The sequence below is a fragment of the Pacificoceanicola niger genome, from assembly GCF_048553275.1.
Taxonomy (GTDB): Bacteria; Pseudomonadota; Alphaproteobacteria; order Rhodobacterales; family Rhodobacteraceae; genus Pacificoceanicola.
In genome coordinates this window covers 1-21,359 of the sequence record NZ_JBLZMW010000021.1, presented here as the reverse complement: position 1 = coordinate 21,359, position 21,359 = coordinate 1, and the positions used below count along the sequence as shown (strand labels likewise).

General features: G+C 62.0%; 17 protein-coding genes. 14 read left to right on the top strand and 3 right to left on the bottom strand.

The window, feature by feature from the left end; all coding sequences use genetic code 11:
- The first annotated feature begins 141 nt into the window (after positions 1-141).
- The 10 genes from ACN2XU_RS21015 to ACN2XU_RS20970 all read left to right on the top strand — a co-directional run bounded on the left by ACN2XU_RS21015 (position 142) and on the right by ACN2XU_RS20970 (position 13,309).
- Positions 142-1,128 carry an ABC transporter permease gene (locus tag ACN2XU_RS21015; protein WP_419412315.1) on the top strand — a complete coding sequence of 329 codons (987 nt, stop codon included), beginning with the start codon at positions 142-144 and terminating at the stop codon, positions 1,126-1,128.
- Positions 1,121-2,317, top strand: coding sequence for an ABC transporter permease (locus tag ACN2XU_RS21010; RefSeq protein ID WP_419412314.1), 1,197 nt, complete (start codon positions 1,121-1,123; stop codon positions 2,315-2,317). Before ACN2XU_RS21015 ends, ACN2XU_RS21010 begins: the two co-directional genes overlap by 8 nt.
- Before the next feature lie 78 nt (positions 2,318-2,395).
- On the top strand, positions 2,396-4,084 hold the full coding sequence (locus ACN2XU_RS21005) for an ABC transporter ATP-binding protein (protein WP_419412313.1): 1,689 nt from the start codon (positions 2,396-2,398) through the stop codon (positions 4,082-4,084).
- The gene (locus tag ACN2XU_RS21000; RefSeq protein ID WP_419412312.1) at positions 4,085-4,957 is read left to right on the top strand and encodes an alpha/beta hydrolase; all 873 of its coding nucleotides are present in this window, start codon (positions 4,085-4,087) and stop codon (positions 4,955-4,957) included.
- Complete coding sequence (locus ACN2XU_RS20995; RefSeq protein WP_419412311.1) at positions 4,954-6,102, top strand: enolase C-terminal domain-like protein; 1,149 nt, start codon at positions 4,954-4,956, stop codon at positions 6,100-6,102. Before ACN2XU_RS21000 ends, ACN2XU_RS20995 begins: the two co-directional genes overlap by 4 nt.
- An 81-nt stretch (positions 6,103-6,183) precedes the next feature.
- Positions 6,184-7,428 carry an enolase C-terminal domain-like protein gene (locus ACN2XU_RS20990; RefSeq protein WP_419412310.1) on the top strand — a complete coding sequence of 415 codons (1,245 nt, stop codon included), beginning with the start codon at positions 6,184-6,186 and terminating at the stop codon, positions 7,426-7,428.
- Positions 7,429-7,439: 11 nt separating this feature from the next.
- Positions 7,440-8,942, top strand: coding sequence for a galactarate dehydratase (gene garD, locus ACN2XU_RS20985; protein ID WP_419412309.1), 1,503 nt, complete (start codon positions 7,440-7,442; stop codon positions 8,940-8,942).
- Positions 8,943-8,970: 28 nt separating this feature from the next.
- Positions 8,971-9,681: a FadR/GntR family transcriptional regulator gene (locus tag ACN2XU_RS20980; RefSeq protein ID WP_419412308.1), complete on the top strand. Its 711-nt coding sequence runs from the start codon at positions 8,971-8,973 to the stop codon at positions 9,679-9,681.
- 57 nt (positions 9,682-9,738) lie between these two features.
- Positions 9,739-10,890 (top strand): RsmB/NOP family class I SAM-dependent RNA methyltransferase, encoded by a 1,152-nt coding sequence (locus ACN2XU_RS20975; protein WP_419412307.1) that lies wholly within the window; start codon positions 9,739-9,741, stop codon positions 10,888-10,890.
- Between the two features lie 184 nt (positions 10,891-11,074).
- Positions 11,075-13,309, top strand: a complete 2,235-nt coding sequence (locus ACN2XU_RS20970; protein WP_419412360.1) for an ATP-binding response regulator — start codon at positions 11,075-11,077, stop codon at positions 13,307-13,309.
- A 17-nt stretch (positions 13,310-13,326) separates the two neighbouring features.
- On the opposite strand, the gene ACN2XU_RS20965 is transcribed toward ACN2XU_RS20970, so the two are convergent.
- Positions 13,327-13,920, bottom strand: a complete 594-nt coding sequence (locus ACN2XU_RS20965) for a gamma-glutamyl kinase (protein ID WP_419412306.1) — start codon at positions 13,918-13,920, stop codon at positions 13,327-13,329.
- A gap of 180 nt (positions 13,921-14,100) precedes the next feature.
- On the opposite strand from ACN2XU_RS20965, the gene recA reads away from it, so the two are divergent.
- The 3 genes from recA to ACN2XU_RS20950 all read left to right on the top strand — a co-directional run bounded on the left by recA (position 14,101) and on the right by ACN2XU_RS20950 (position 18,367).
- The gene (recA, locus tag ACN2XU_RS20960; protein ID WP_419412305.1) at positions 14,101-15,171 is read left to right on the top strand and encodes a recombinase RecA; all 1,071 of its coding nucleotides are present in this window, start codon (positions 14,101-14,103) and stop codon (positions 15,169-15,171) included.
- Between the two features lie 165 nt (positions 15,172-15,336).
- Positions 15,337-18,015 (top strand): alanine--tRNA ligase, encoded by a 2,679-nt coding sequence (gene alaS / locus ACN2XU_RS20955; RefSeq protein ID WP_419412304.1) that lies wholly within the window; start codon positions 15,337-15,339, stop codon positions 18,013-18,015.
- Positions 18,016-18,079: 64 nt separating this feature from the next.
- Complete coding sequence (locus tag ACN2XU_RS20950; RefSeq protein WP_419412303.1) at positions 18,080-18,367, top strand: DUF1330 domain-containing protein; 288 nt, start codon at positions 18,080-18,082, stop codon at positions 18,365-18,367.
- 3 nt (positions 18,368-18,370) lie between these two features.
- Here the strand turns inward: ACN2XU_RS20950 and ACN2XU_RS20945 are convergent, their stop codons facing one another.
- Positions 18,371-18,961 (bottom strand): VOC family protein, encoded by a 591-nt coding sequence (locus tag ACN2XU_RS20945; RefSeq protein WP_419412302.1) that lies wholly within the window; start codon positions 18,959-18,961, stop codon positions 18,371-18,373.
- 95 nt (positions 18,962-19,056) lie between these two features.
- Positions 19,057-19,395 carry a hypothetical protein gene (locus tag ACN2XU_RS20940; RefSeq protein ID WP_419412301.1) on the bottom strand — a complete coding sequence of 113 codons (339 nt, stop codon included), beginning with the start codon at positions 19,393-19,395 and terminating at the stop codon, positions 19,057-19,059.
- Between the two features lie 298 nt (positions 19,396-19,693).
- Here ACN2XU_RS20940 and ACN2XU_RS20935 point away from each other — a divergent pair, with 298 nt between their 5' ends.
- Positions 19,694-21,304, top strand: a complete 1,611-nt coding sequence (locus tag ACN2XU_RS20935; RefSeq protein WP_419412300.1) for a transposase — start codon at positions 19,694-19,696, stop codon at positions 21,302-21,304.
- Positions 21,305-21,359 lie beyond the last annotated feature (55 nt).

Sequence of the window (21,359 nt, the reverse complement as noted above, 5' to 3'; positions counted from 1 at the left end):
GGTAGATAACCCCGCCCTACAGGGCCGGTGCGCGTGGGACCGTGGGCGACCCCGGTGATCTCCCGCCGTGACTGGCGCGACCCTTCGTAGGGCGGGGCTGTGCCCCGCACCCCCCCGCCCAAACAACAGGCGACATACCCCATGATCTGGCGATTTATCATCAAGCGCATCCTCTGGATGGTGCCCTTTCTCTTTGCGGTCTCCGTGGTGGCTTTCCTGCTGATCCAGGCCCCGCCCGGTGACTATCTGACCACCTACATCGCCAAGCTTGGCGAGAGCAACGAAGTGCTCGACCAGGCCTCGGTCGACAATCTGCGCGCCCGCTTCGGTCTCGATCAGCCCTTGTACGTGCAGTACTTCAAGTGGGTCGGCAATCTGCTTCAGGGCGATTTCGGCATGTCCTTCGAGTGGCGCCAGCCGGTCAGTGAGCTGGTCTGGCAGCGCATGGGGCTGACCGTGATGCTGTCCTTTGCCACGCTGCTGTTTACATGGGCGGTGGCTTTTCCGATCGGCGTGTATTCGGCGGTCAAGAAATACTCCGTCGGCGATTACGTCGCGACGACCATCGGCTTCATCGGTCTTGCCACGCCGAACTTCCTGCTGGCGCTGATCCTGATGTATATCGGTGTGGTGCATTTCGGCGCCGACGTGGGCGGGCTTTTCTCGACGGAATACCAGGGCGCGCCCTGGTCGTGGGATAAGTTCGTGGATCTGATGAAACACCTCTGGCTGCCGGTCGTGGTGCTGGGCACCGGGGCGACGGCGAGCCTGATCCGGATCATGCGCGCCAACCTGCTTGACGAACTGAACAAGCCTTACGTGGACACGGCACGGGCCAAGGGGCTGTCCGAGTTCTGGCTGATCATGAAGTACCCGGTGCGTGTGGCGCTCAATCCGTTCATCTCGACCATCGGCTGGGTCCTGCCGAACCTTGTGTCCGGTGCCGTGGTTACGGCGATCGTGCTCAGCCTGCCGACCGCCGGGCCTTTGATGCTGCAGGCGCTGCTGTCGCAGGACATGTATCTTGCCGGGGCTTTCGTGCTGCTGCTTTCGTCGCTGACCGTCGTGGGCATGCTGATTTCCGATATTCTGCTGGTCCTTCTGGACCCGAGGGTTCGCTATGAATAATCCGAGTGATGCCAAGGCTTTGGACGAGCCGCACGAGGCGCAGCTTCCGGCTGATGCCCACCAACACGACGCCCCCGCGCTGGACAAGGACATGGATCCGGACCGCGTGGCCATCGCCAGCCAGTGGCAACTGACGTGGTGGTCGTTCCGCAAACACAAGCTGGCGCAGATCGGCCTTTGGGTGATTGCCTTTCTCTACCTGATTGCGCTGTTCGCCGAATTCGTGGCACCCGCCGATCCGACCAAGCAGAACCGCCGCGCGGTGTTCCATCCGCCGCAGATGATCCATTTTATCGACCGCACCGATGAGGGCACGCGCATCCGGCCCTGGGTTTACGAGATGGACCGGCAGCGCGATCCGGAGACGCTTGCGATTTCCTATGTGCCGTCGGGGGAGAAGATTTACCTGACCCTGTTCGGGCGCGGCGAAGAGTACAAGTTCTGGGGGCTTTGGCGGACGGACATTCATCTGTTTGCCACCGTCAACAACCGCGACAAGTTCTTCCTGTTCGGGGCCGACCGGCTGGGGCGCGATATGTTCAGCCGGGTGCTCTATGGCACACGCATTTCCATGAGCATCGGCCTTGTCGGCGTGGCCATCGCGCTTGTTCTGGGGATCACGCTGGGCGGGATGTCGGGCTACTACGGCGGCCGTGTGGATGCGGTCATCCAGCGATTGATCGAGTTCGTGCTGTCCTTGCCGACGATCCCGATCTGGCTGGCGCTGGCGGCCTCGCTGCCACCGAGTTGGCCGATCTATCAGCAGTATTTCGTCATCACCCTGATCGTCAGCCTGGTTGGCTGGACCGAGCTTGGGCGGGTGGTGCGCGGACGGTTCCTGGCGATGAAGAACGACGACTTCGTCATTGCAGCGCGGCTTGATGGTGCCAGCGAGGCGCGGATCATCTTCCGTCACATGCTGCCCTCGCTGACCTCCCATATCATCGCATCGCTGACACTGGCCATTCCGCTGATGATCCTTGCGGAGACCTCACTGTCGTTCCTCGGCCTCGGTCTGCAGCCGCCGGCGATCTCATGGGGTGTGCTGCTCAAGGAAGCGCAGAACATCCTGACGATCTCGCAGGCGCCCTGGCTCTTCATTCCTGGCGGGTTCGTGGTGATCGCGGTTCTGGCCTTCAACTTTCTCGGCGATGGGATGCGCGATGCGGCTGATCCATATGAGCAGTGACGTCGCCTTGCACCGGGCACTCCGGCGCGCCGTCGCGCCGGACCTGTCTTTCGGACATCGTAACAAAGGAGCTGCGTCATGACCGACAGTCCCATCATCTCCGTTCAGAATCTCAACGTCGGGTTTTCCTCGCGGCAGGGCGTGGTCGATGTGCTGCACGGCATCAGCTTTGATCTGCACCGGGGCAAGACCACCTGCATCGTCGGCGAAAGCGGGTCCGGCAAATCCGTCACCGCGCGCACGATCCTGAACATGGTGCCGCGACCCGGCATTATCAACGGCGGGCGCATCCTGTTCGATCCCGAGGGCACCGGGCCGGTTTGCCTGACGGACATGGACCCGCGGGGCAAGGAGATCCGGGCCATCCGGGGCGGCCGCATCGGGATGATCTTTCAGGAGCCGATGAGCAGCCTCAGCCCGGTGCACACCATCGGCAGCCAGATCGTCGAGGCCATCCGGCTCCACCGCGACGTGGACAAGAAAACCGCGCGGCAGATGGCGCGCGATGTTCTGGAGCAGGTGGAAATTCCCAATCCGGACAAGGCGCTCGACAAATACGCCTTTGAGTTTTCGGGGGGGATGCGGCAGCGGGCGATGATTGCCATGGCGCTGTCCTGTCATCCGGATGTGCTGATCGCGGACGAGCCGACAACGGCGCTCGACGTAACCACGCAGGCGGAAATCATCGACCTGATGCGCAACCTGCAGCGCGACAATGGCATGGCGATCATGTTCATCACCCACGACATGGGCGTGGTGGCCGAGATCGCCGACCGGGTCGTGGTGATGGAGAAGGGGCACGTTGTCGAAGAGGGCGACGTGCATCAGATTTTCGACGCGCCACAACATCCCTACACGCAAAAGCTGCTTGGCGCGGTGAAACGCCTTGAAGAGCCGGCCCAGGCCAAGCTGCGCCCGGCGGCGGCGGCCAAAGAAGTGCTGAAGGTTCAGGACCTGCAGTTGCATTTCGAGAAGAAAGAGGGGTTTTTTCAGCGCGTTACCGATGTGACCAAGGCGGTGGACGGTGTGTCCTTTTCGCTGCGGCAGGGCGAGGCGCTGGGGATCGTGGGCGAGTCCGGATCGGGCAAGACCACAGTGGGCCGCTGCATTGCGCGGGTGTACAATCCGCAGGGCGGCCTTGTCGATTACAACGGCGAGAACCTTGTGGAGGCGGGACCGGAGCGGTTGCGCGAAGTGCGGCGCGAGGTGCGGATGATCTTTCAGGATCCCTTTGCCTCGCTGAACCCGCGCATGACGGTCAAGCAGCTTATCGCGGAGCCGCTGATCGTGAACAACATCTGCAAGGGGCAGGAGTTGGAAGACCGGGTGGCAACGCTTCTGACGGAGGTCGGCCTCGATCCGGGAATGATGGAGCGCTATCCGCATGCCTTCAGCGGTGGACAGCGGCAGCGGATCGTCGTGGCGCGGGCGATTGCGCTTGATCCCAAGGTGATCATCGCCGATGAGCCGACAAGCGCGCTTGATGTGAGCATCCGCACACAAGTGCTTGATCTGCTGCTGAAATTGCAGGCGGAAAAGGGGCTGTCCTTTGTCTTCATCAGCCATGACATGGCGGTGATCCGCTACTTCTGCGACCGCGTGGCGGTGATGTATCGCGGGCGCATCGTCGAGATCGGCGAGACCGAGGACATCATCACCAACCCGCAGCATGCCTACACGAAGGCGCTTCTGAGTTCGGTGCCGATTGCCGATCCGTCGCAGCGCGGATCGCGGCAGCGGCACCGTTATGTGCCGGAGGTGGCGTAAATGTTCGCCGAAGGTGTCGAAGACGCGATGCGCCGAAACCAGGGGTTTGCCTCGCCGAAAGAGGCAGCGGCGTTCTGGGCGGAGGGGGCCGCCGCCGTGCCGACCGTCGATCTCACGGTGCCGGGCGGCGCGGGGCAGACCCAGGCGGCGCGGCTCTATCGCGGCGCAGAGCACGCGCCGGTGCTGTTGTTCATGCATGGCGGCGGATGGACCGGTGGCTCGATCGACCTGAACGAGCGCGCCTGTGCAGCGCTGGCGGCGGAGGGCGGCTGGTCCGTTCTGTCGGTGTCCTACCGTCTGGCGCCGGAGCATCCGTTTCCGGCAGGGCTCAGTGATTGCTGCGCGGCGCTGCGCTGGCTGCGCGGCGGAGGGCTTGGGTTCCAGCCAGAGCGCGTCGCGCTTGGCGGGGCTTCGGCAGGGGGCAATCTGGCGCTGGCCTGTGCGCTCTCCGAGGGCGGACCGCTGGCGGTGCTGCTGCTTTTCTACCCGGTCTGCGGAGACGACTTCGACACGCAAAGCTATTACGAATACGCAGAAGGCTTCGGCCTTACCCGGGCGCGGATGCAGGAGCTGTTCTCGCTCTATGATCCCGAAGAGATGTATCGGAACGATCCGCGTCTGGTGCCGCTCAAGGGCGATTTGCGCGGCATGCCGCGCTGCGAAATCATCGCCGCTGAGCTTGACGTCTTGGCCGACGATTCACGGCGGCTGGCTTCCAGGCTGACCGAGGCCGGGGTGCCGAACACCCTGCACATCGAACCTGGGGTGACCCATGGGTTCATCAATCGCGGACGGTTGATTCCCGCCGCTGACATCTGCCTGAGCCGCGCGGCCAAGGCTCTCAGACACATCATAGAACCGGAGATGACATGAAGATTTCATCGGTGACCGCCAAGGTTTTCACCCACAGCTCGAACACCGTGCGCGACAGTGATGGCCACGGCCATCCGGGGCCGGAGAGCCAGACAACAAGCGCCTTGCTGACCATCACCTGCGACGACGGCAGCGAGGGGCGCGTAATCTGCCGTCCGGCCGAAGTGCGCGAAGCTCTGCTGGAAAGGTTCATCAGGCCGAACCTGATCGGCCGGGACCCAATGGTGACAGAGGCGCTGTGGTATCGGATCTACGAATGGCAGCGTTTGTCGGGTGGCCAGTTGAGCGACCGGACCCTGACGGCGGTGGACCTCGCGCTCTGGGATCTCAAGGGCAAGATCTGCGGCCAGCCGGTGTGGAAACTGCTCGGCGGCGCGCGACCGAAGATCCTGGCCTATGGCTCGACCATGTGCGGCGACGATCTGGCAAACGGGTTGGCGACGCCGGAGGATTACGCACGGTTTGCCGAATGGATGGTCAAGGAGCGTGGCTACAAGGCGGTCAAGCTGCACGGCTGGATGCCCCCTATGCCGGGTGCGCCAAGCCCGAAGAAGGACTATGCCGCCTGCGCCGCCGTGCGCGAAGCGGTGGGCCCGGATGTGCCACTGATGCTCGACCCTCACCATTTCTATTCACGCACCGATACGCTCTGGCTGGCGCGCAAACTGGCCGAGCTGGATTTCCGCTGGATGGAAGAGCCGATGGAGGAGGCGTCGATTTCTTCCTACAAATGGCTGCGCGAAAGCTGCGATCTCAATATCCTCGGACCGGAGACGATGACCGGGAAACACTGGATCCGCGCCGAGTACGTGAAGGCCGACGCGGTCGATCTGGTGCGCTGCGGCGTTTGGGACGTGGGCGGCATCACGCCATCGATGAAGGCTGCGAACATGGCCGAAAGCTTTCACATGTCCTGCGAAATGCACGGCACCGGCGCTGGCAATCTCAGCGTCGCGCTTGCGATCCACAACACAAGTTTCTACGAACGCGGCCTGCTGCATCCCTTCATCGACTATGACAAGCCGAAGGAATATCAGAACCGCATCGACGACGAGATGGATGGTGACGGCTACGTGCATGGGCGCGAGGAGCCGGGGCTCGGGCAGGATCTCAACCTCGATTATATCGAAACGCATCTGGTCTGAGGGCGCGGCCCCGCTCTTCTTCTCTGTGCAAATATCCAAACTGGCCCGATGCCTGCCACAGGCACGGGCATGAGAGGCAAAATGACTGACCTTCGCATCGCCGATGTACGCATCACGCCCATCGCATTCTATGATCCGCCGCTGCTGAACAACGCTGGCTGCCACCAACCGTTTGCGCTGCGCTCGGTGATCGAAGTGGAGACCGAGGACGGTGTGATCGGTCTTGGGGAGAGCTATGGCACCCGCAAGCTGATCGACGCAGTGGAAGCGTTGGCGCCGTCCTTGCGGGGGATCACGGTGACCGATCTCAATGCGCTGTGGGCGAAGGCGCGGGCGAGTGTGGTTGGCAATCTGACCGGTTACATGGGGCAGGAGGCCCTTCTGCCGCGGGTTGTCGCCGCGATCGAGGTGGCCATGTGGGATGCGCTCGGAAAGGCCTTTGATCATCCGGTTTGTGACCTGCTGGGGGGCAAAGTGCGCGAAAAAGTCCCGTTTTCCGCCTATTTGTTCTACAAGTTTGCAGGCCACGCCGGGCAAGCGGCGGATGAGTGGGGCGCGGTTCTGACGCCCGAGCAGCTGGTGGGAGAGGCGGAGCGCTTTCTCGACACTTATGGGTTCGAGGCGATCAAGCTCAAGGCGGGTATCCTGCCGCCGGAGGAGGAGATCGCCGGGCTGGAGGCGCTGCGTGCGCGGTTCCCCAAGGCACCGCTGAGGATTGACCCGAACGGGGGCTGGACAGTCGAGACGACGCTCAAGTATTTGCCCCGCCTCGAAGGGTTGATCGAATATCTCGAAGATCCCACCGTGGGCATTGAAGGCAACGCGCAGGTGCAGGCCCGAACCGAAATACCGCTTGCCACCAATATGTATGTGGTCGCGCAGGAGCATCTGCCGCCGAACATGGCGCAGGATGCCTTTCGCGTGATCCTGAGCGATCACCATTATTGGGGCGGGCTGAAGGCCTCGCGCGATTTGGCGGAGATTTGCCGGATCTGGGGTCTTGGCCTGTCGATGCATTCCAACAGCCACATGGGCATTTCTCTGGCCGCGATGACGCATCTGGCCGCCGCGACGCCGAACCTGACCTATGATTGCGACACGCATTACCCGTGGCAGACCGATGAGGTGATCGAAGGCGGAAAGCTGAAGATCGAAGGCGGCTGTGTCACGGTGCCCGAGGGGCCCGGGCTTGGGGTGACACTGGATCGGGCGGCGCTGAAGCGGCTGCATCAGAATTATCTCGACTGCGGATACACACACCGCGACGACGAAACGGAGATGCGAAAGCATTGGCCGGAGTGGACCTTTGAAAGACCGAAATTCTGATGGATGGAACGATGACGACTCCTGCGCGCCTAATCCGGGTGCATCCAAACGACAATGTGGCCATCGTGGTTAACGATGACGGGCTGCCAGCGGGGGCGGAGGCGATGGGCGTACGCCTTCAGAGCCGGGTTCCGCAGGGTCACAAGGTGGCGCTTGTCGATCTGAAGGCGGGCGATGCGGTGCGGCGCTATGACGTGATCATTGGCATCGCTGCAGAGGATCTGACCGCCGGATCCTGGGTCAATGAGCACAACAGTGGCTTGCCGGAGGCGCCGGGGCTGGACGCCTTGCCGATGGCGACACGCCGGGTTGATCTCGGCGCGCCGGTCGAGGCGACGTTTCAAGGCTATCGCAATGCCGATGGCTCGGTGGGCACGCGCAACCTGCTGGCGGTGACGACGACGGTGCAATGTGTTGCGGGCGTGGTGGAACACGCGGTGCGGCGCATTCGCGATACGCTTTTGCCGCGTTATCCGAATGTCGATGGTGTTGTTGCGCTGGAGCATATCTATGGCTGCGGCGTAGCGATTGACGCGGCTGAGGCGGTGATCCCGATCCGGACATTGTCGAATATTGCAAAGAACCCGAATTTCGGCGGTCGGGCGTTGGTGGTGTCCTTGGGCTGTGAAAAACTGCAGCCGGCCTTGTTGCAACTGCCCGAGGCGGCGCTGGTGACCTTGCAGGAAGAGGACGGGTTCGAGCCGATGATCGAACGGATCATGGCCGAGGCGGAGGTGCATCTCGAGGCTTTGAACGCACGGCGCAGGGAGTGTTGTCCGGCGTCGGATCTCGTGGTCGGGATGCAGTGCGGCGGCTCGGATGCGTTTTCCGGTGTGACGGCGAACCCTGCGCTTGGCGCGGCGGCGGAGCTGATCGTGCGGGCAGGTGGCACGGTGATGTTCTCGGAAAACACCGAAGTGCGCGACGGCATTGCGCAGTTGACCGCGCGTGCGCACACCGAAGCCGTGGCGCACGACATCATACGCGAGCTGAGTTGGTATGACGATTATCTCGCGCGCAGCGGTGTCGACCGGGCTGCGAACACCACGCCGGGAAACAAGGCCGGCGGGCTGTCCAATATCGTCGAGAAAGCCATGGGCAGCATCGTCAAGAGTGGCAACGCTCCGATCATGGCGGTGGTTCCGCCCGGCGAGCGGGCACGGGACAAGGGGCTGCTTTACTGTGCGACCCCGGCCAGTGATTTCATCTGCGGCACGCTGCAGCTGGCGGCGGGGGCGACGCTGCACATCTTTACCACAGGGCGCGGCACACCGTATAATCTCGCTGCTCTGCCGACGCTCAAGGTGGCGACGCGCAGCGATCTCGCGCGGCGCTGGCACGATCTGATGGACATTGATGCCGGGCCGATTGCGACCGGCGCGGTGACGATCGAAGAGATGGGACAACGGGTGTTCGAGCACATCCTGCGCGCCGCCAGTGGTGAGGCGACCAAGGCGGAGGCGCTGGGATTGTACAACGCTTTGGCCTTGTTCAACCCCGCTCCGGTGACATAAGGGCTGATTGTTTTCAGGAGGAACGACCGTGGAGATCAGGGCGCAAGGCGGCACGTTGGTGCATTCGACGAAGGAGGCGCTCTCGGCGCGGATCCTTGGTGGAGAGTTCGCGCTCGGGTCCCGATTGCCGAGCGAAGCGCGGCTCTGCGAGGAATACGGGGTCAGCCGCACGGTGGTGCGCGAGGCGGTGGCCTCGCTGCGTGCGGATGGGCTGGTTGAGCCCCGGCGCGGCGCCGGTGTGTTCGTCGTCCGGGACAGCATCGACAACGGCCTGGCCTTTACCGACGTCGATTTCGACCGCGTGTCCTCGGTGATCGAGGTGCTCGAACTGCGCACTGCGATCGAGGTCGAAAGTGCGCGGATCGCGGCGGTGCGGCGCTCTGCGGTGCAGATCGAAAGTATCTTTGAGGCTGCAAGCGAGGTCAGCCGCCGGGTGCAGGCACATGAGACCACGTCGGAAGCGGATTTCGCCTTTCACATTGCGATTGCCGAGGCGACCAACAATCCACGCTTCGCCGAGGTGCTGCGCATGTTGGGCGCGGCGGCGATCCCCCGAAAGGCGCTGCAGAAGGGCTCCGGGGTGCGGGCACCTGACAGCTACCTGGCGTTTATCGACGAAGAGCACCGAAGGATTGTCGATGCGATCCTCGAACAGGATGCGGAGGCAGCGGCAAGTGCCATGCGGTTGCATCTGGAAGGCGCGCAGAAGCGCTATCGCAAGCTGTTGCACGTGCGCTGAGGCTGGACAGGCTGCGCCGCTTGCGTCACATCGGCGGGGTTTTACAGGAGAGAGCCCATGCAACCCGCCGCGCGCATTCAGACCGCCATCGAAATCATTGACCGGATTGCCATGGGCGAGGCCGCTGAGCGGGCGTTGACCAATTGGGCGCGCGGCGCGCGTTATGCCGGGTCCAAGGACCGTGCGGCGGTGCGCGATCTTGTGTTTGATGTGCTGCGGCGCTGGCGCAGCTGCGCCGCGCTAGGCGGTGGCGAGACCGGCCGCGCGCGGGTATTGGGCCTGCTGCGCTTGCAGGGTATTGATCTGGACACAATGTTCGTGGGCGGACGTCATGCGCCGGAACCGCTTGGCGCTGCGGATGGCGCGGGGCGCGCGCCGGATGGGTTCGAAGCCTGGGATGTGCCCGATTGGATAGGCGCTCGGTTTGAAGCGAGCCTGGGCGAGCAGGCTGGGGCAACGGCCCGGGCGCTGCAGGGTCGCGCGTCGGTTTTTCTGCGGGTCAACACTTTGAAGTCAGACGTCGAAGGCGCGATTGCGGCCCTTGATCAGGACGGGGTCGTGGCTCTGCCGCATGGGCTGTCGCGGACCGCTCTGGCGGTGATGGACGGTGCGCGGCAGGTGGCGCGGAGTACGGCTTTCACCGATGGTTTGGTGGAACTGCAGGACGCGGCGAGCCAGGCCGTGGTCGATTTCCTGCCGCTGGAGCCCGGAATGCGGGTCCTCGATTATTGCGCGGGCGGCGGCGGCAAGACCCTTGCCATGGGGGCCCGCATTCCGGGCACACGGATTGACGTGCATGACGCGGACCCGAAGCGAATGTCCGATCTGGCGCCGCGCGCGGCGCGGGCGGGCGTCCCGGTGCAGCAGGTGGGTCGGCCGACGGGCCCTTATGATCTTGTCTTCGCCGATGCTCCCTGTTCCGGCAGCGGCGCGTGGCGGCGCTCCCCGGAGGGAAAATGGCGACTGACGCCGGAGGCGCTCGAAGACCTGTGCCGGACACAGGCAGAAATTTTGCAGACCTGTGCCGGCTTGGTCGCGCCCGGCGGAGTCCTTGCCTATGCCACATGTTCGGTGCTGTCCGAGGAAAATGCCGGCCAAACCCAAATATTTCATGAACAAAATCCGGGCTGGAAAGCCCTTGCAACGCGGCAATTTTTGCCCTCCGATGGGGGCGATGGTTTTTTCGTTGCCTGTCTTCGTGCACCATAGGTTGCGAATTTTCCCGGTATATTGCAATTTAAGGGTGTTTCGTAAAATCGGTTAACCAGCGATTAAGGCTCGGGTGTTTTTAATCAAACGCAAGATTCGCCATGGGAGTCGGAATTTGACCGCTACATCTTACCAAGAGAGCGATCAGGGCCTTGGCCTCGCCTTTCGATATGGCGCCTTTGCGATGCTGATGATGGCCGCCGCGGCGCTTGTTGCGTCGTGGTTTGTGCCACAAGGGGTGATGCGAACCTCCTTGCTTGGCGCGACCGGCGCGATGGGCAGTCTCGGGCTTGGCTGGCTTTTGACCAAGGCGCTGTCCGATTGGCGGCGTCTGCGACGCACGTCGCTCCTGCTCGATATGGTCGAGGGCGATCCCGATTATTGTTTCGTCACGGATGGCGAGGGCGGCCTTATCGGCGCCAACAAAGCCGCCCGTACGCGGTTCTCCGTTGCTGATGGTGCACCGCTTGCAGTGATTCTGCGCGATGTTTTTGCCAGTGCCGAAGGGGTGATCTACCGCCTGCAGAACCGCGCCGAAAAGGACGGGTACGCGGTCGAAGACATCACCAGCCACGCGGAGGGGTTCTGTGTCTATACAAGGATTCTGCCGGGGCCGATCGTGTTCTGGAGGCTTGAGCCAGACGGTGCGCAGGCCGCTGCCGCGCGCAATGATCAGGCGGTTCTCACGCTCGGGCGCAACGGCGCTGTTCTCTACATGAACCCGCGTGCGCGCGAAGTGGCTGGAAAGCGCGTCAAACGCATCGAAGAGGTGATCGACGACATGCCGTTGCGGTCGGGAAGTGTGCACCGGGTTCTGACGTCCGGCGGACCAGAGCCGATGCTGCTCCATGCCTCTGAAATCGGGGCCGGGCGGGTAGAGCTCAGTCTTGTTCCTGTCGTTGACAAAGCGCCGCAAGAGACTGCGTCCGGCGAGGTCGATGGTGGTTTCGACAATCTGCCGGTGCCATTGGTAAAGGTCGATTCAGAAGGCTGTATCCTGCGCGCCAATCCCGAAGCGCGGCGCATGCTTTCACTGGAGTCCACCAGCGGTGGCAATCTTGCAGAGTACATGGTGGGACTCGGGCGTGCGCTGACTGACTGGCTTCAGGAAGCAATCGAGGGCCGCGGTCTGCACAGATCCGAGTTCCTTCGGCTGACCCGTGAGGATCAGGAAATTTATGTCCAGGTGACGCTCAAGCAGGTGACAGAGGCAGGCAAACCCTGCCTTGTGGCCGTTCTGAATGACGCGACCGAGCTGAAGACATTGGAGATGCAATTCGTCCAGAGCCAGAAGATGCAGGCGATCGGCCAGCTTGCCGGTGGCGTTGCGCATGATTTCAACAACTTGCTGACTGCGATCTCCGGCCATTGTGACCTGATGTTGCTGCGTCACGATCAGGGCGATCCGGATTACAGCGACCTCGTGCAGATCAATCAGAACGCGAACAGGGCGGCTTCGCTCGTCGGCCAGCTTCTGGCGTTTTCCCGCAAGCAGAACCTGCGGCGGGAGGTGCTGGATCTGCGCGATACGCTTTCTGACCTCACGCATCTTCTGAACCGGCTTGTGGGCGAGCGGGTTTCGCTTCGGCTCAGGCATGATCCGGTGCTGCCGCCTGTGCGCGGTGACAAGCGGCAGTTGGAACAGGTTATCGTCAACCTTGTTGTCAACGCGCGGGATGCCATGCCGGACGGAGGCGAGATTACCGTGGAAACCGAGCGGCGTATCCTGCGTGAGGCGTTGGAGCGTGACCGGGCGGTGGTGGAGCCGGGCACGTATGTCTCCGTGCGGATCACCGACGAGGGCACGGGCATTCCAAAGGACAAGCTGCAGAAGGTCTTCGAGCCGTTTTTTACCACCAAGCGCCCGGGCGAGGGAACGGGCCTTGGACTGTCGACGGTTTATGGCATCGTGAAGCAGACGGGCGGATTCATTTTCGTGGACAGCGTGGTCGGGCAGGGAACCTGTTTCACCTTGTTGTTGCCGGCCTTCGAACCGACGGAGGTGGCGCAAGTGGCGAGGCCCGAACCCGAAGCGCGCAAGCTGCCTGAGAAGGGCTCTGGCGTGGTGCTGTTGGTCGAGGATGAAGCTCCGGTGCGCGCGTTTGCGGCGCGGGCGCTGCGTTTGCGCGGCTACACGGTCATCGAGGCGGAAACGGCGGAAGAGGCTTTGGCGACGCTCGAAGATGAAAATCTGGCGGTGGATATCTTTGTCACCGACGTGGTCATGCCGGGCATGGATGGTCCCAGTTGGGTGCGCGAGGCGCGCAAGACACGGCCTGACGTCAGCGTTGTCTTTGTCTCGGGCTATGCCGAGGATGCCTTTGGCGAGGGGCGGGAAGAAATCCCGAATTCCGTCTTTTTGCCCAAACCCTTCTCACTGACGGATCTGACGGAGACGGTGCACCAGCAGTTGAATTGACCGGCCCGCAGGGAGCGTTAGCGGGCGCTGTCCCAGACCGCGAAGTCGTCTGCGCAGGTCCGGCGAAGCAAGGCTTCGGTCTCTGCGGTGAGATCGAGTTCCCGCCGCGGCGAGACGTTTTCCCGTGGCAGCTCGATGGCGATTTGCAGCCGATCTTGCAGGAAGTCGATCAGGCCGGATTGATTCTCGTATTTGAACAAATGACTGACGGAGACGCCGTTGGGCCGCGGTTCGATGAATTTCGCCTGGCTGCCAACATTGGCGAAGGCGGGACGTGTGTCACTTGCATAGGCCCGGCAGAACGCATCGAAACTCAGGCCACGCGTGGAGGTCGATTTGCCTTCGAGAAAGCCGCGCTGCCGATAGCGATACCACGACCCAAGCCAGGAAATCGGCTCGCGCACCACTGCCAGCAGCTCCATGTCCGAGGCGCCCATCTTGTCGTACATGGGCCGGAAAAAGCGATTATAGCGATAGACAGGCGCATGTTTCAGCTCCGGCGGGTCGAGCACCGTCATGGAGGCAAAGGGCAGCAGCGTGGTTTCCCAGGCCGATGTTCCGGTCTTGGGGACAGCCAGAAACACCAGCCGCGCTTTCCAGAAAACCAGCATTGTCAGCCCTTCGTGCCATGTTTGCCCGCGTCAACGAAGTCTTAACCCGCCGTCTGCAAAGTGAGAAGAGTAAGATTTGTCTTGAAATGTTCCTGTTTTGATCCCATACCGTTGAGAACAAGGCAAGAACACATGCAGTGATTGCCGCCGGAGACGGCGTGTGAAATAAGGACGGAAGTGATGGCAACGGCAGACCTCCTGACTATGGATTCCAAGAAGAACGCGGACAAGCAAAAGGCGCTCGACAGCGCCCTGGCCCAGATCGAACGGCAGTTCGGTAAAGGGTCGATCATGAAACTCGGCGCAGACAATGCGATCCGCGATATCGAGTCGACTTCGACCGGCTCGCTGGGCCTGGATATCGCGCTCGGCATCGGCGGCCTGCCGAAGGGTCGGATCATCGAGATCTATGGCCCGGAAAGCTCGGGCAAGACGACGTTGACGCTCCATGCGATTGCGGAAGAGCAGAAGAAGGGCGGTGTTTGTGCCTTTGTTGATGCCGAGCACGCGCTCGATCCGCAGTACGCAAAGAAGCTGGGTGTCGACCTCGACGAGCTGCTGATTTCGCAGCCCGACACCGGCGAGCAGGCTCTGGAGATCACCGACACGCTGGTGCGTTCGGGGGCTGTGAACATGGTCGTGGTCGATTCGGTTGCGGCGTTGACGCCGAAATCTGAACTTGAAGGCGACATGGGCGACAGCAGCGTGGGCGTGCACGCCCGTCTGATGAGCCAGGCCATGCGCAAGCTGACCGGATCGATCAGCCGGACCAACTGCATGGTGATTTTCATCAACCAGATCCGGATGAAGATCGGCGTCATGTTCGGCTCGCCGGAGACGACGACGGGCGGCAACGCGCTGAAATTCTACAGCTCGGTGCGTCTGGACATCCGCCGGATCGGTGCCATCAAGGACCGGGACGAGGTCGTGGGCAACGCAACCCGTGTGAAAGTCGTGAAGAACAAGGTCGCCGCGCCGTTCAAGCAGGTGGAATTCGACATCATGTATGGCGAAGGCATCTCCAAGACCGGAGAGTTGATCGACCTTGGAGTGAAGGCCGGCGTGGTGGAGAAATCCGGCGCCTGGTATTCCTACGGCGACGAGCGCATCGGCCAGGGCCGCGAGAATGTGAAGAATTTCCTGAAGGAAAACACAAAGATCGCGATGGAAATCGAGGATAAGATCCGTGCCGCGCATGGTCTGGATTTCCAGATGGACGAGAGCGATGGGGATATGGTCGAGGACGATTGATCCCGGACCATTGCCATTCTTGACGAGAGGCGTCCTTTGGGCGCCTCTTTTCGTTTGAAAATAGGTCTTTTGAGGCGGTCTGTGGGTGGTCTGGCTTATGGACACGCGGCACGCGCGACGATAGACGTTTGGACAAGTTTTCGCCCGAAAAGAGGCTCCGATCCCATGGCAAGTCTGAACGACATCCGTTCCACATTCCTGAACTACTTCGAGAAGCAGGGGCATCAGGTCGTGCCGTCCAGCCCGCTGGTGCCGCGCAACGATCCGACGCTGATGTTCGTCAACTCTGGCATGGTGCAGTTCAAGAACTGTTTCACCGGCGTCGAGACGCGTGATTATAAGCGAGCAACCACGGCGCAGAAATGCGTGCGCGCTGGCGGCAAGCACAACGATCTGGACAATGTCGGCTACACGGCGCGTCATCATACGTTCTTTGAAATGCTGGGGAATTTCTCCTTTGGCGATTACTTCAAGGATGACGCGATCCCCTTCGCCTGGGAGCTGGTGACGAAGGAATTCGGGCTCGATCCCTCGCGGCTTTATACCACCGTTTACCATACGGACGATGAGGCCTTCGAGATCTGGAAGAAGGTTGGTGTGCCAGAGGACCGGATCATCCGCATCGCCACGTCGGACAATTTCTGGCAGATGGGGCCGACCGGTCCTTGCGGTCCGTGCACCGAGATTTTCTACGATCATGGCGATCACATCTGGGGCGGCCCTCCGGGAAGCCCCGAGGAAGATGGCGACCGGTTCATCGAGATCTGGAACGTGGTTTTCATGCAGAACGAGCAGTTCGAGGACGGCTCGATGAAGGCGCTCGACATGCAGTCGATCGACACCGGAATGGGCCTTGAGCGCATCGGCGCGCTGCTTCAGGGCAGCCACGACAACTATGATACCGACACGATGCGCGCGCTGATCGAAGCATCCGCCCATGCGACAAGTGCCGATCCCGACGGTCCGGGCAAGATGCACCACCGCGTGATCGCGGATCACCTTCGCTCGACCTCCTTCCTGATTGCCGATGGGGTAATGCCGTCGAACGACGGGCGCGGCTACGTTCTGCGCCGGATCATGCGGCGGGCAATGCGCCATGCGCATTTGCTGGGCGCGCAGGATACGGTGATGCACAAGCTGGTCCCCTCGCTGGTGCGCCAGATGGGCGAAGCCTATCCGGAACTGGGACAGGCGCAGGCGCTTATTCAGGAAACGCTGGAGAATGAGGAAAAGCGCTTCAAACAGACCCTGGATCGCGGCTTGAAGCTGCTCGATGAGGAATTGGGTGGGCTGGCCGAGGATGCGCCGCTTCCGGGGGCTGCGGCGTTCAAACTTTATGACACCTATGGTTTTCCCCTGGACCTCACGCAGGATGCCTTGCGCGAGAAGGGCCGTTCGGTGGACACCGAAGGCTTCGATGCGGCGATGGCCGAACAGAAGGCAAAGGCCCGGGCGGCTTGGAGCGGCTCTGGTGAGGCTGCGGATGGCGCGGTCTGGTTCGAGATCGCGGACAAGCATGGCGCGACGGATTTTCTCGGATACGACACTGAAGCCGCGGAGGGGCAGGCGTTGGCGCTGGTGCGGGATGGCGCGCTGGTCGATGCGATTGCCGAGGGCGAAAGCGGTTGGGTTGTGCTGAACCAGACACCGTTTTACGGCGAGAGCGGCGGTCAGGTCGGTGACACCGGCTGGCTGCGGCGGCTGGAAAACGAAGACGAGCGTGCGAGCGTGACCGACACCCAGAAGATGGGCGGCGGCAAGGTGTTCGCGCATCATGTGACGGTCGATCGTGGCACGATCAAACGCGGCGATGCCCTGGCTCTGGAGGTCGATCATGGCCGGCGCGGTGCCATCCGGGCGAACCACTCGGCCACGCACCTGCTCCACGAGGCCCTGCGCGAGGCGCTCGGGGATCATGTGGCGCAGCGTGGGTCGCTGAACGCGCCGGACCGGCTGCGCTTTGACTTCAGCCACGGCAAGGCGTTGAGCACAGAGGAAATTGCCAGGGTCGAGCAGGATGTGAACGCCTATATCCGGCAGAATTCGCCTGTGAACACCCGGATCATGACGCCAGACGATGCGCGGGCGATCGGTGCTCAGGCGTTGTTCGGTGAAAAATACGGCGACGAGGTGCGCGTGGTCTCGATGGGCGTGCAGGATGGTTCCGGCAAAGGCAGTGACGGCAAGACCTATTCGCTGGAGCTTTGCGGCGGCACACATGTGCGGCAGACCGGCGATATTGGCGCTTTTGTCCTGCTTGGCGACAGCGCTTCGAGCGCCGGGGTTCGCCGGATCGAGGCGCTGACCGGAGCGGTGGCTCTGGCGTATCTGGGGGCGCAGGAGAAGCGGCTCTCCGAAGTGGCGGGGGTTCTGAAAACGCAGGCGTCGGATGTGCCCGCGCGGGTCAAGGCGCTGCTTGATGAGCGCAAGAAGTTCGAAAATGAGGTCGCAATGCTGCGGCGCGAGCTGGCCATGGCTGGCGGCGCCGGGGCGGGCGTTTCTGGCGGCGAGACGCGCGAGATCAACGGGGTTAAGTTCGTGGCTCAGGTGCTCAGTGGCGTGACCGGCAAGGACCTGCCGCCGCTGATCGACGAGCACAAGACGCGCATTGGTTCGGGGGCCGTGCTGCTGATTGCGGACGCGGGCGGCAAGGCGGCGGTGGCCGCGGGCGTAACCGACGATCTCAAGGCCGGGCTGTCGGCTGTGGATCTGGTCAAGGCGGCTGTTGCCGAACTGGGCGGGAAGGGCGGCGGAGGTCGTCCGGACATGGCTCAGGGCGGGGGCCCCTCCGTCGAGAATGCCGATGCGGCCATCAAGGCGTCTGAAGCGGTGATTGCGGGCTGAGCCTGCTGCCCCGGAGATAATGCGGGGCAGCGTTTCGCCAGATATTTTTCAAGGAGAGACCAAGATGCCAGCACTCTGGATCGCACATGTGACCGTTACGGATGAAGAGGCCTACGGCAAATATGCCAAGCTGGCCGGACCGGCGATTGCCGATCACGGCGGCACGTTCCTCGCCCGGGGCGGGCGTTTCGTGCAGCTTGAAGGCAAGGAACGGCCGCGTAACGTGGTGGCCAAGTTCCCCAGCGTCGAAGCGGCGGTGGACTGCTACCACTCCGACGCCTACCAGGAGGCGCTGAGCCATGCGCGCGGCGCGTCGGAGCGGGAACTGATGGTGGTGGAAACCACAGATTGAGGTCTAGCCTTTTGACTTGAATGGGTTTTTGGGTGTGCGGTCCGTCGACAGAGACAGATCGCGCTCTGCCCCCATTCGATCAATGGCCAAGGCGACGTGTTCGGTTTCGATGGCTTGATCGCCTTGTTCGACGCGGATTAAATGCGCCTTGTGCAGCACTTCTGTATGGCTGCGCCCGAAGGGCGGTTCGAACTTGTAGCTGGCAAGCTCGATGGTCAGCCCGAGCGGATCGCGGAAATACAGCGAGTCCATGAAACCGCGATCACGCGCCGTGACGGAAATCCCGCGCGCCTCCAGACGGGCCTTGGCCGACAGCCAGTTGGCGCGGCTGATGTTGAAGGCAATGTGGTGGACGCAGCCCGGTTCCGTAGGTGTCGGGCGCCTGTCCGGGGTGCGATCCTCGGCCGTGAAAATGGTGATCAGCCGACCATCGCCAGGATCGAAATAGAGATGGCTTTGCTCCGGATCATCGAGGTTGGGTTGCTCGAAAACGAAGGGCATGCCGAGCACGCCTTCCCAGAAATCGATTGAACTCTGGCGGTTCGCGCCGACAAGGGTGATGTGGTGGACGCCTTGGGCCTGTACTGTCTGCATGGGGTTTCTCCAATTGTTGACCGTAACGTAACGCGTTTGGCCCGGAGATCACCTGTCCAAAGATGCGCACCGTCTGTGCGGTGCGCAAACCGGAATCAATGGTGGTAGCCGCAGAGCGAATAGACCGTGGCGGAGGTCTCCATCGCGCCGGTCGGTCGTCCGCTGCGGTTCGTCAGCTCAATGGCCCAGCTGCGGGTGGTCTTGGGATAGCTGCCGGACACAACCAAGGGGCCGTCGGGAAATATCCGCTTGCCTTTCTTGACGCCACCGGAGAGCGCATAGCCGTGGTGGCATTTGATCACCACCTCATAAGCATCGCCTGCGCCGATCACTGGCAACGCCACGGTGCGGCTTTCGATATCGTGCGCGACGGCGGGCGCTGCGATAGCGGTGGCAAAGAGGGCGGCAATCATGGTCTTGGAAAAATGGGTCATGGGACTGTTCTCACTGTTGCAATCGTCGGATCGGACGGCCTGAGCCGTCGCGAAATGCGACCAAAAAAATACTGGCCGCTGACGTAAGGGTAAGTGAGAATTGGCCGCGAGTCTATCTATGCGGTCGCCGGGGTAAGGGATTCCACCGTCGGGCGCAGGCCGGATTGATAAGGAAAAGGCGGCCACAGGGGCCAGCCCCTTACGGCAAATGTTGATTTAATCGCTTCTGTTGGCCGCACTGCGGCCAACATTACTCTCAAAAACAGCACCTTGAATGATCTCTCGAAGGAGGTAACAGGTGCTGGATCTCTCGAAAATATCTTCGACAGCCGATTCCGGACTGGAACGGCGTTTGCCTCCCGCATTCGAGGGGCTCGATCTCAACTTCTGCCGCAATCCGACTTGCGCGAGCTACGGCGTGCCGCCCGATCCGTTCAAGCGGCCCAACGGCGCGCCGCCTGCTCCGCCGGGAGTCTTGCGTGGCGAAGTGTCAGGCGCGAAGCACGCGGAATTTTTCCAGTGCCCGACCTGCAACAAGACAGCCAGGATCAAGAATAACAGGGCCGTCTGGGAAGAATACCAGCGACTCAAGCGGTTGCAAGAGTTCGATCCGACTGTCCCCTCATGCCGCTCGAAGGATTGCTTCGCACATGGCATGTCCCCGGACGAGCATCCGGAGTTCTACCGTCGCTACGGCAGGACCGCGAACGGTGACCCTCGCTTCCAGTGCGGCCTGTGCAAGAAGACCTTCTCGATCGGCAAGCCCGCCAGACGCCATCTGCGCAGCGACAAAAACCGGGTGATCTTCAAGATGCTCTGCAACGACGTCTCGCTCTCGAAGATCTGCAAGATCACCGACACATCGTATCGAGACCTATACGGCAAGATCGACTTCTTTCACGACCAAATCCAGGCCTTCATCGCCCAGCGGGAAGACTTCGGGCGGGTTGATTTCGGGGAGGTCGGGTCGCGGTTCGCCACGGATAGCCAGACCCTGATGCTGAATTGGCCCACGAAGCGCAAACGCACACCGGTGGCTGTTCAGCACCTCTGCACGGCCCACCACCGCTCGGGCTACATCATGGAAGCAGCGTTCCAGTTCGACCCGTCGATGACCATGGAGCAAGCCGAGGCGCAGTCTCTGGCTGCGGACGAGGACGATGTCTCGGTCGCCTTCCGCCAGCACGCCCGCGTCTGGACGCAGTCCGAGTTCGATCAATACCTGTTCAAGCTCCGCAAGCAGAAGAAGATCCCAGACACGGAACTCTACCAGTTGCCGCACGATGGTGCGCTGGTGCGCTACGACGTCTTGCAATGCGCGCACGCGCTTCGGGTCCGCGAAATGCTTTCAGGCACCGATGTGCCGCTTCTGCTCATGATGGACGACGACAAGGGCCTGCAACTTGCCTTTCATGCAGCTTTTGTCGATGAGATCCAGGAGAGGCGCGCCGATCTGGCCGTGGTCAGCTTCGACAAGGGCATGACGAACGATGCGCGCAATCAGGTCGTCGCCGCAGGTCAAAGCCTTCTGGCCGGACTGACCGGCACGCCCATCAGCGCCATTCGCGAGCTGCCGAACGAGGACTACGCGCAACTCGTCGATTTCGCCAGCTATATGCTCGTAGCCGGCTGGCCTATGGATAAGGGCAAGCGCTTCGCGTTTTCGCGAAAGTCCGAACCCAACAAGGTCGTCCGCATACCAACCTGGCGGCAAGGGCAATCTCCGATGTCCGCTGCGCGCCTGCTGCGTCGGGCAACGCTGCGCAGCGTGGACTCGTACTTTCACAAGTTCCGCTCGAATGTCAGGTTCGCAGCACGCCCGGCGATATCGGCCGGCTCGACCGGGCATGTCTGGGACAAGCATTATCTCTACAAGCCCGGGATGATGGGTAATCCCCCCCGATTTTAAGGGGCTGCAAACGTAGAATTTTCTCGGCAAGATGAACGAGGAGATTTCGAATGAA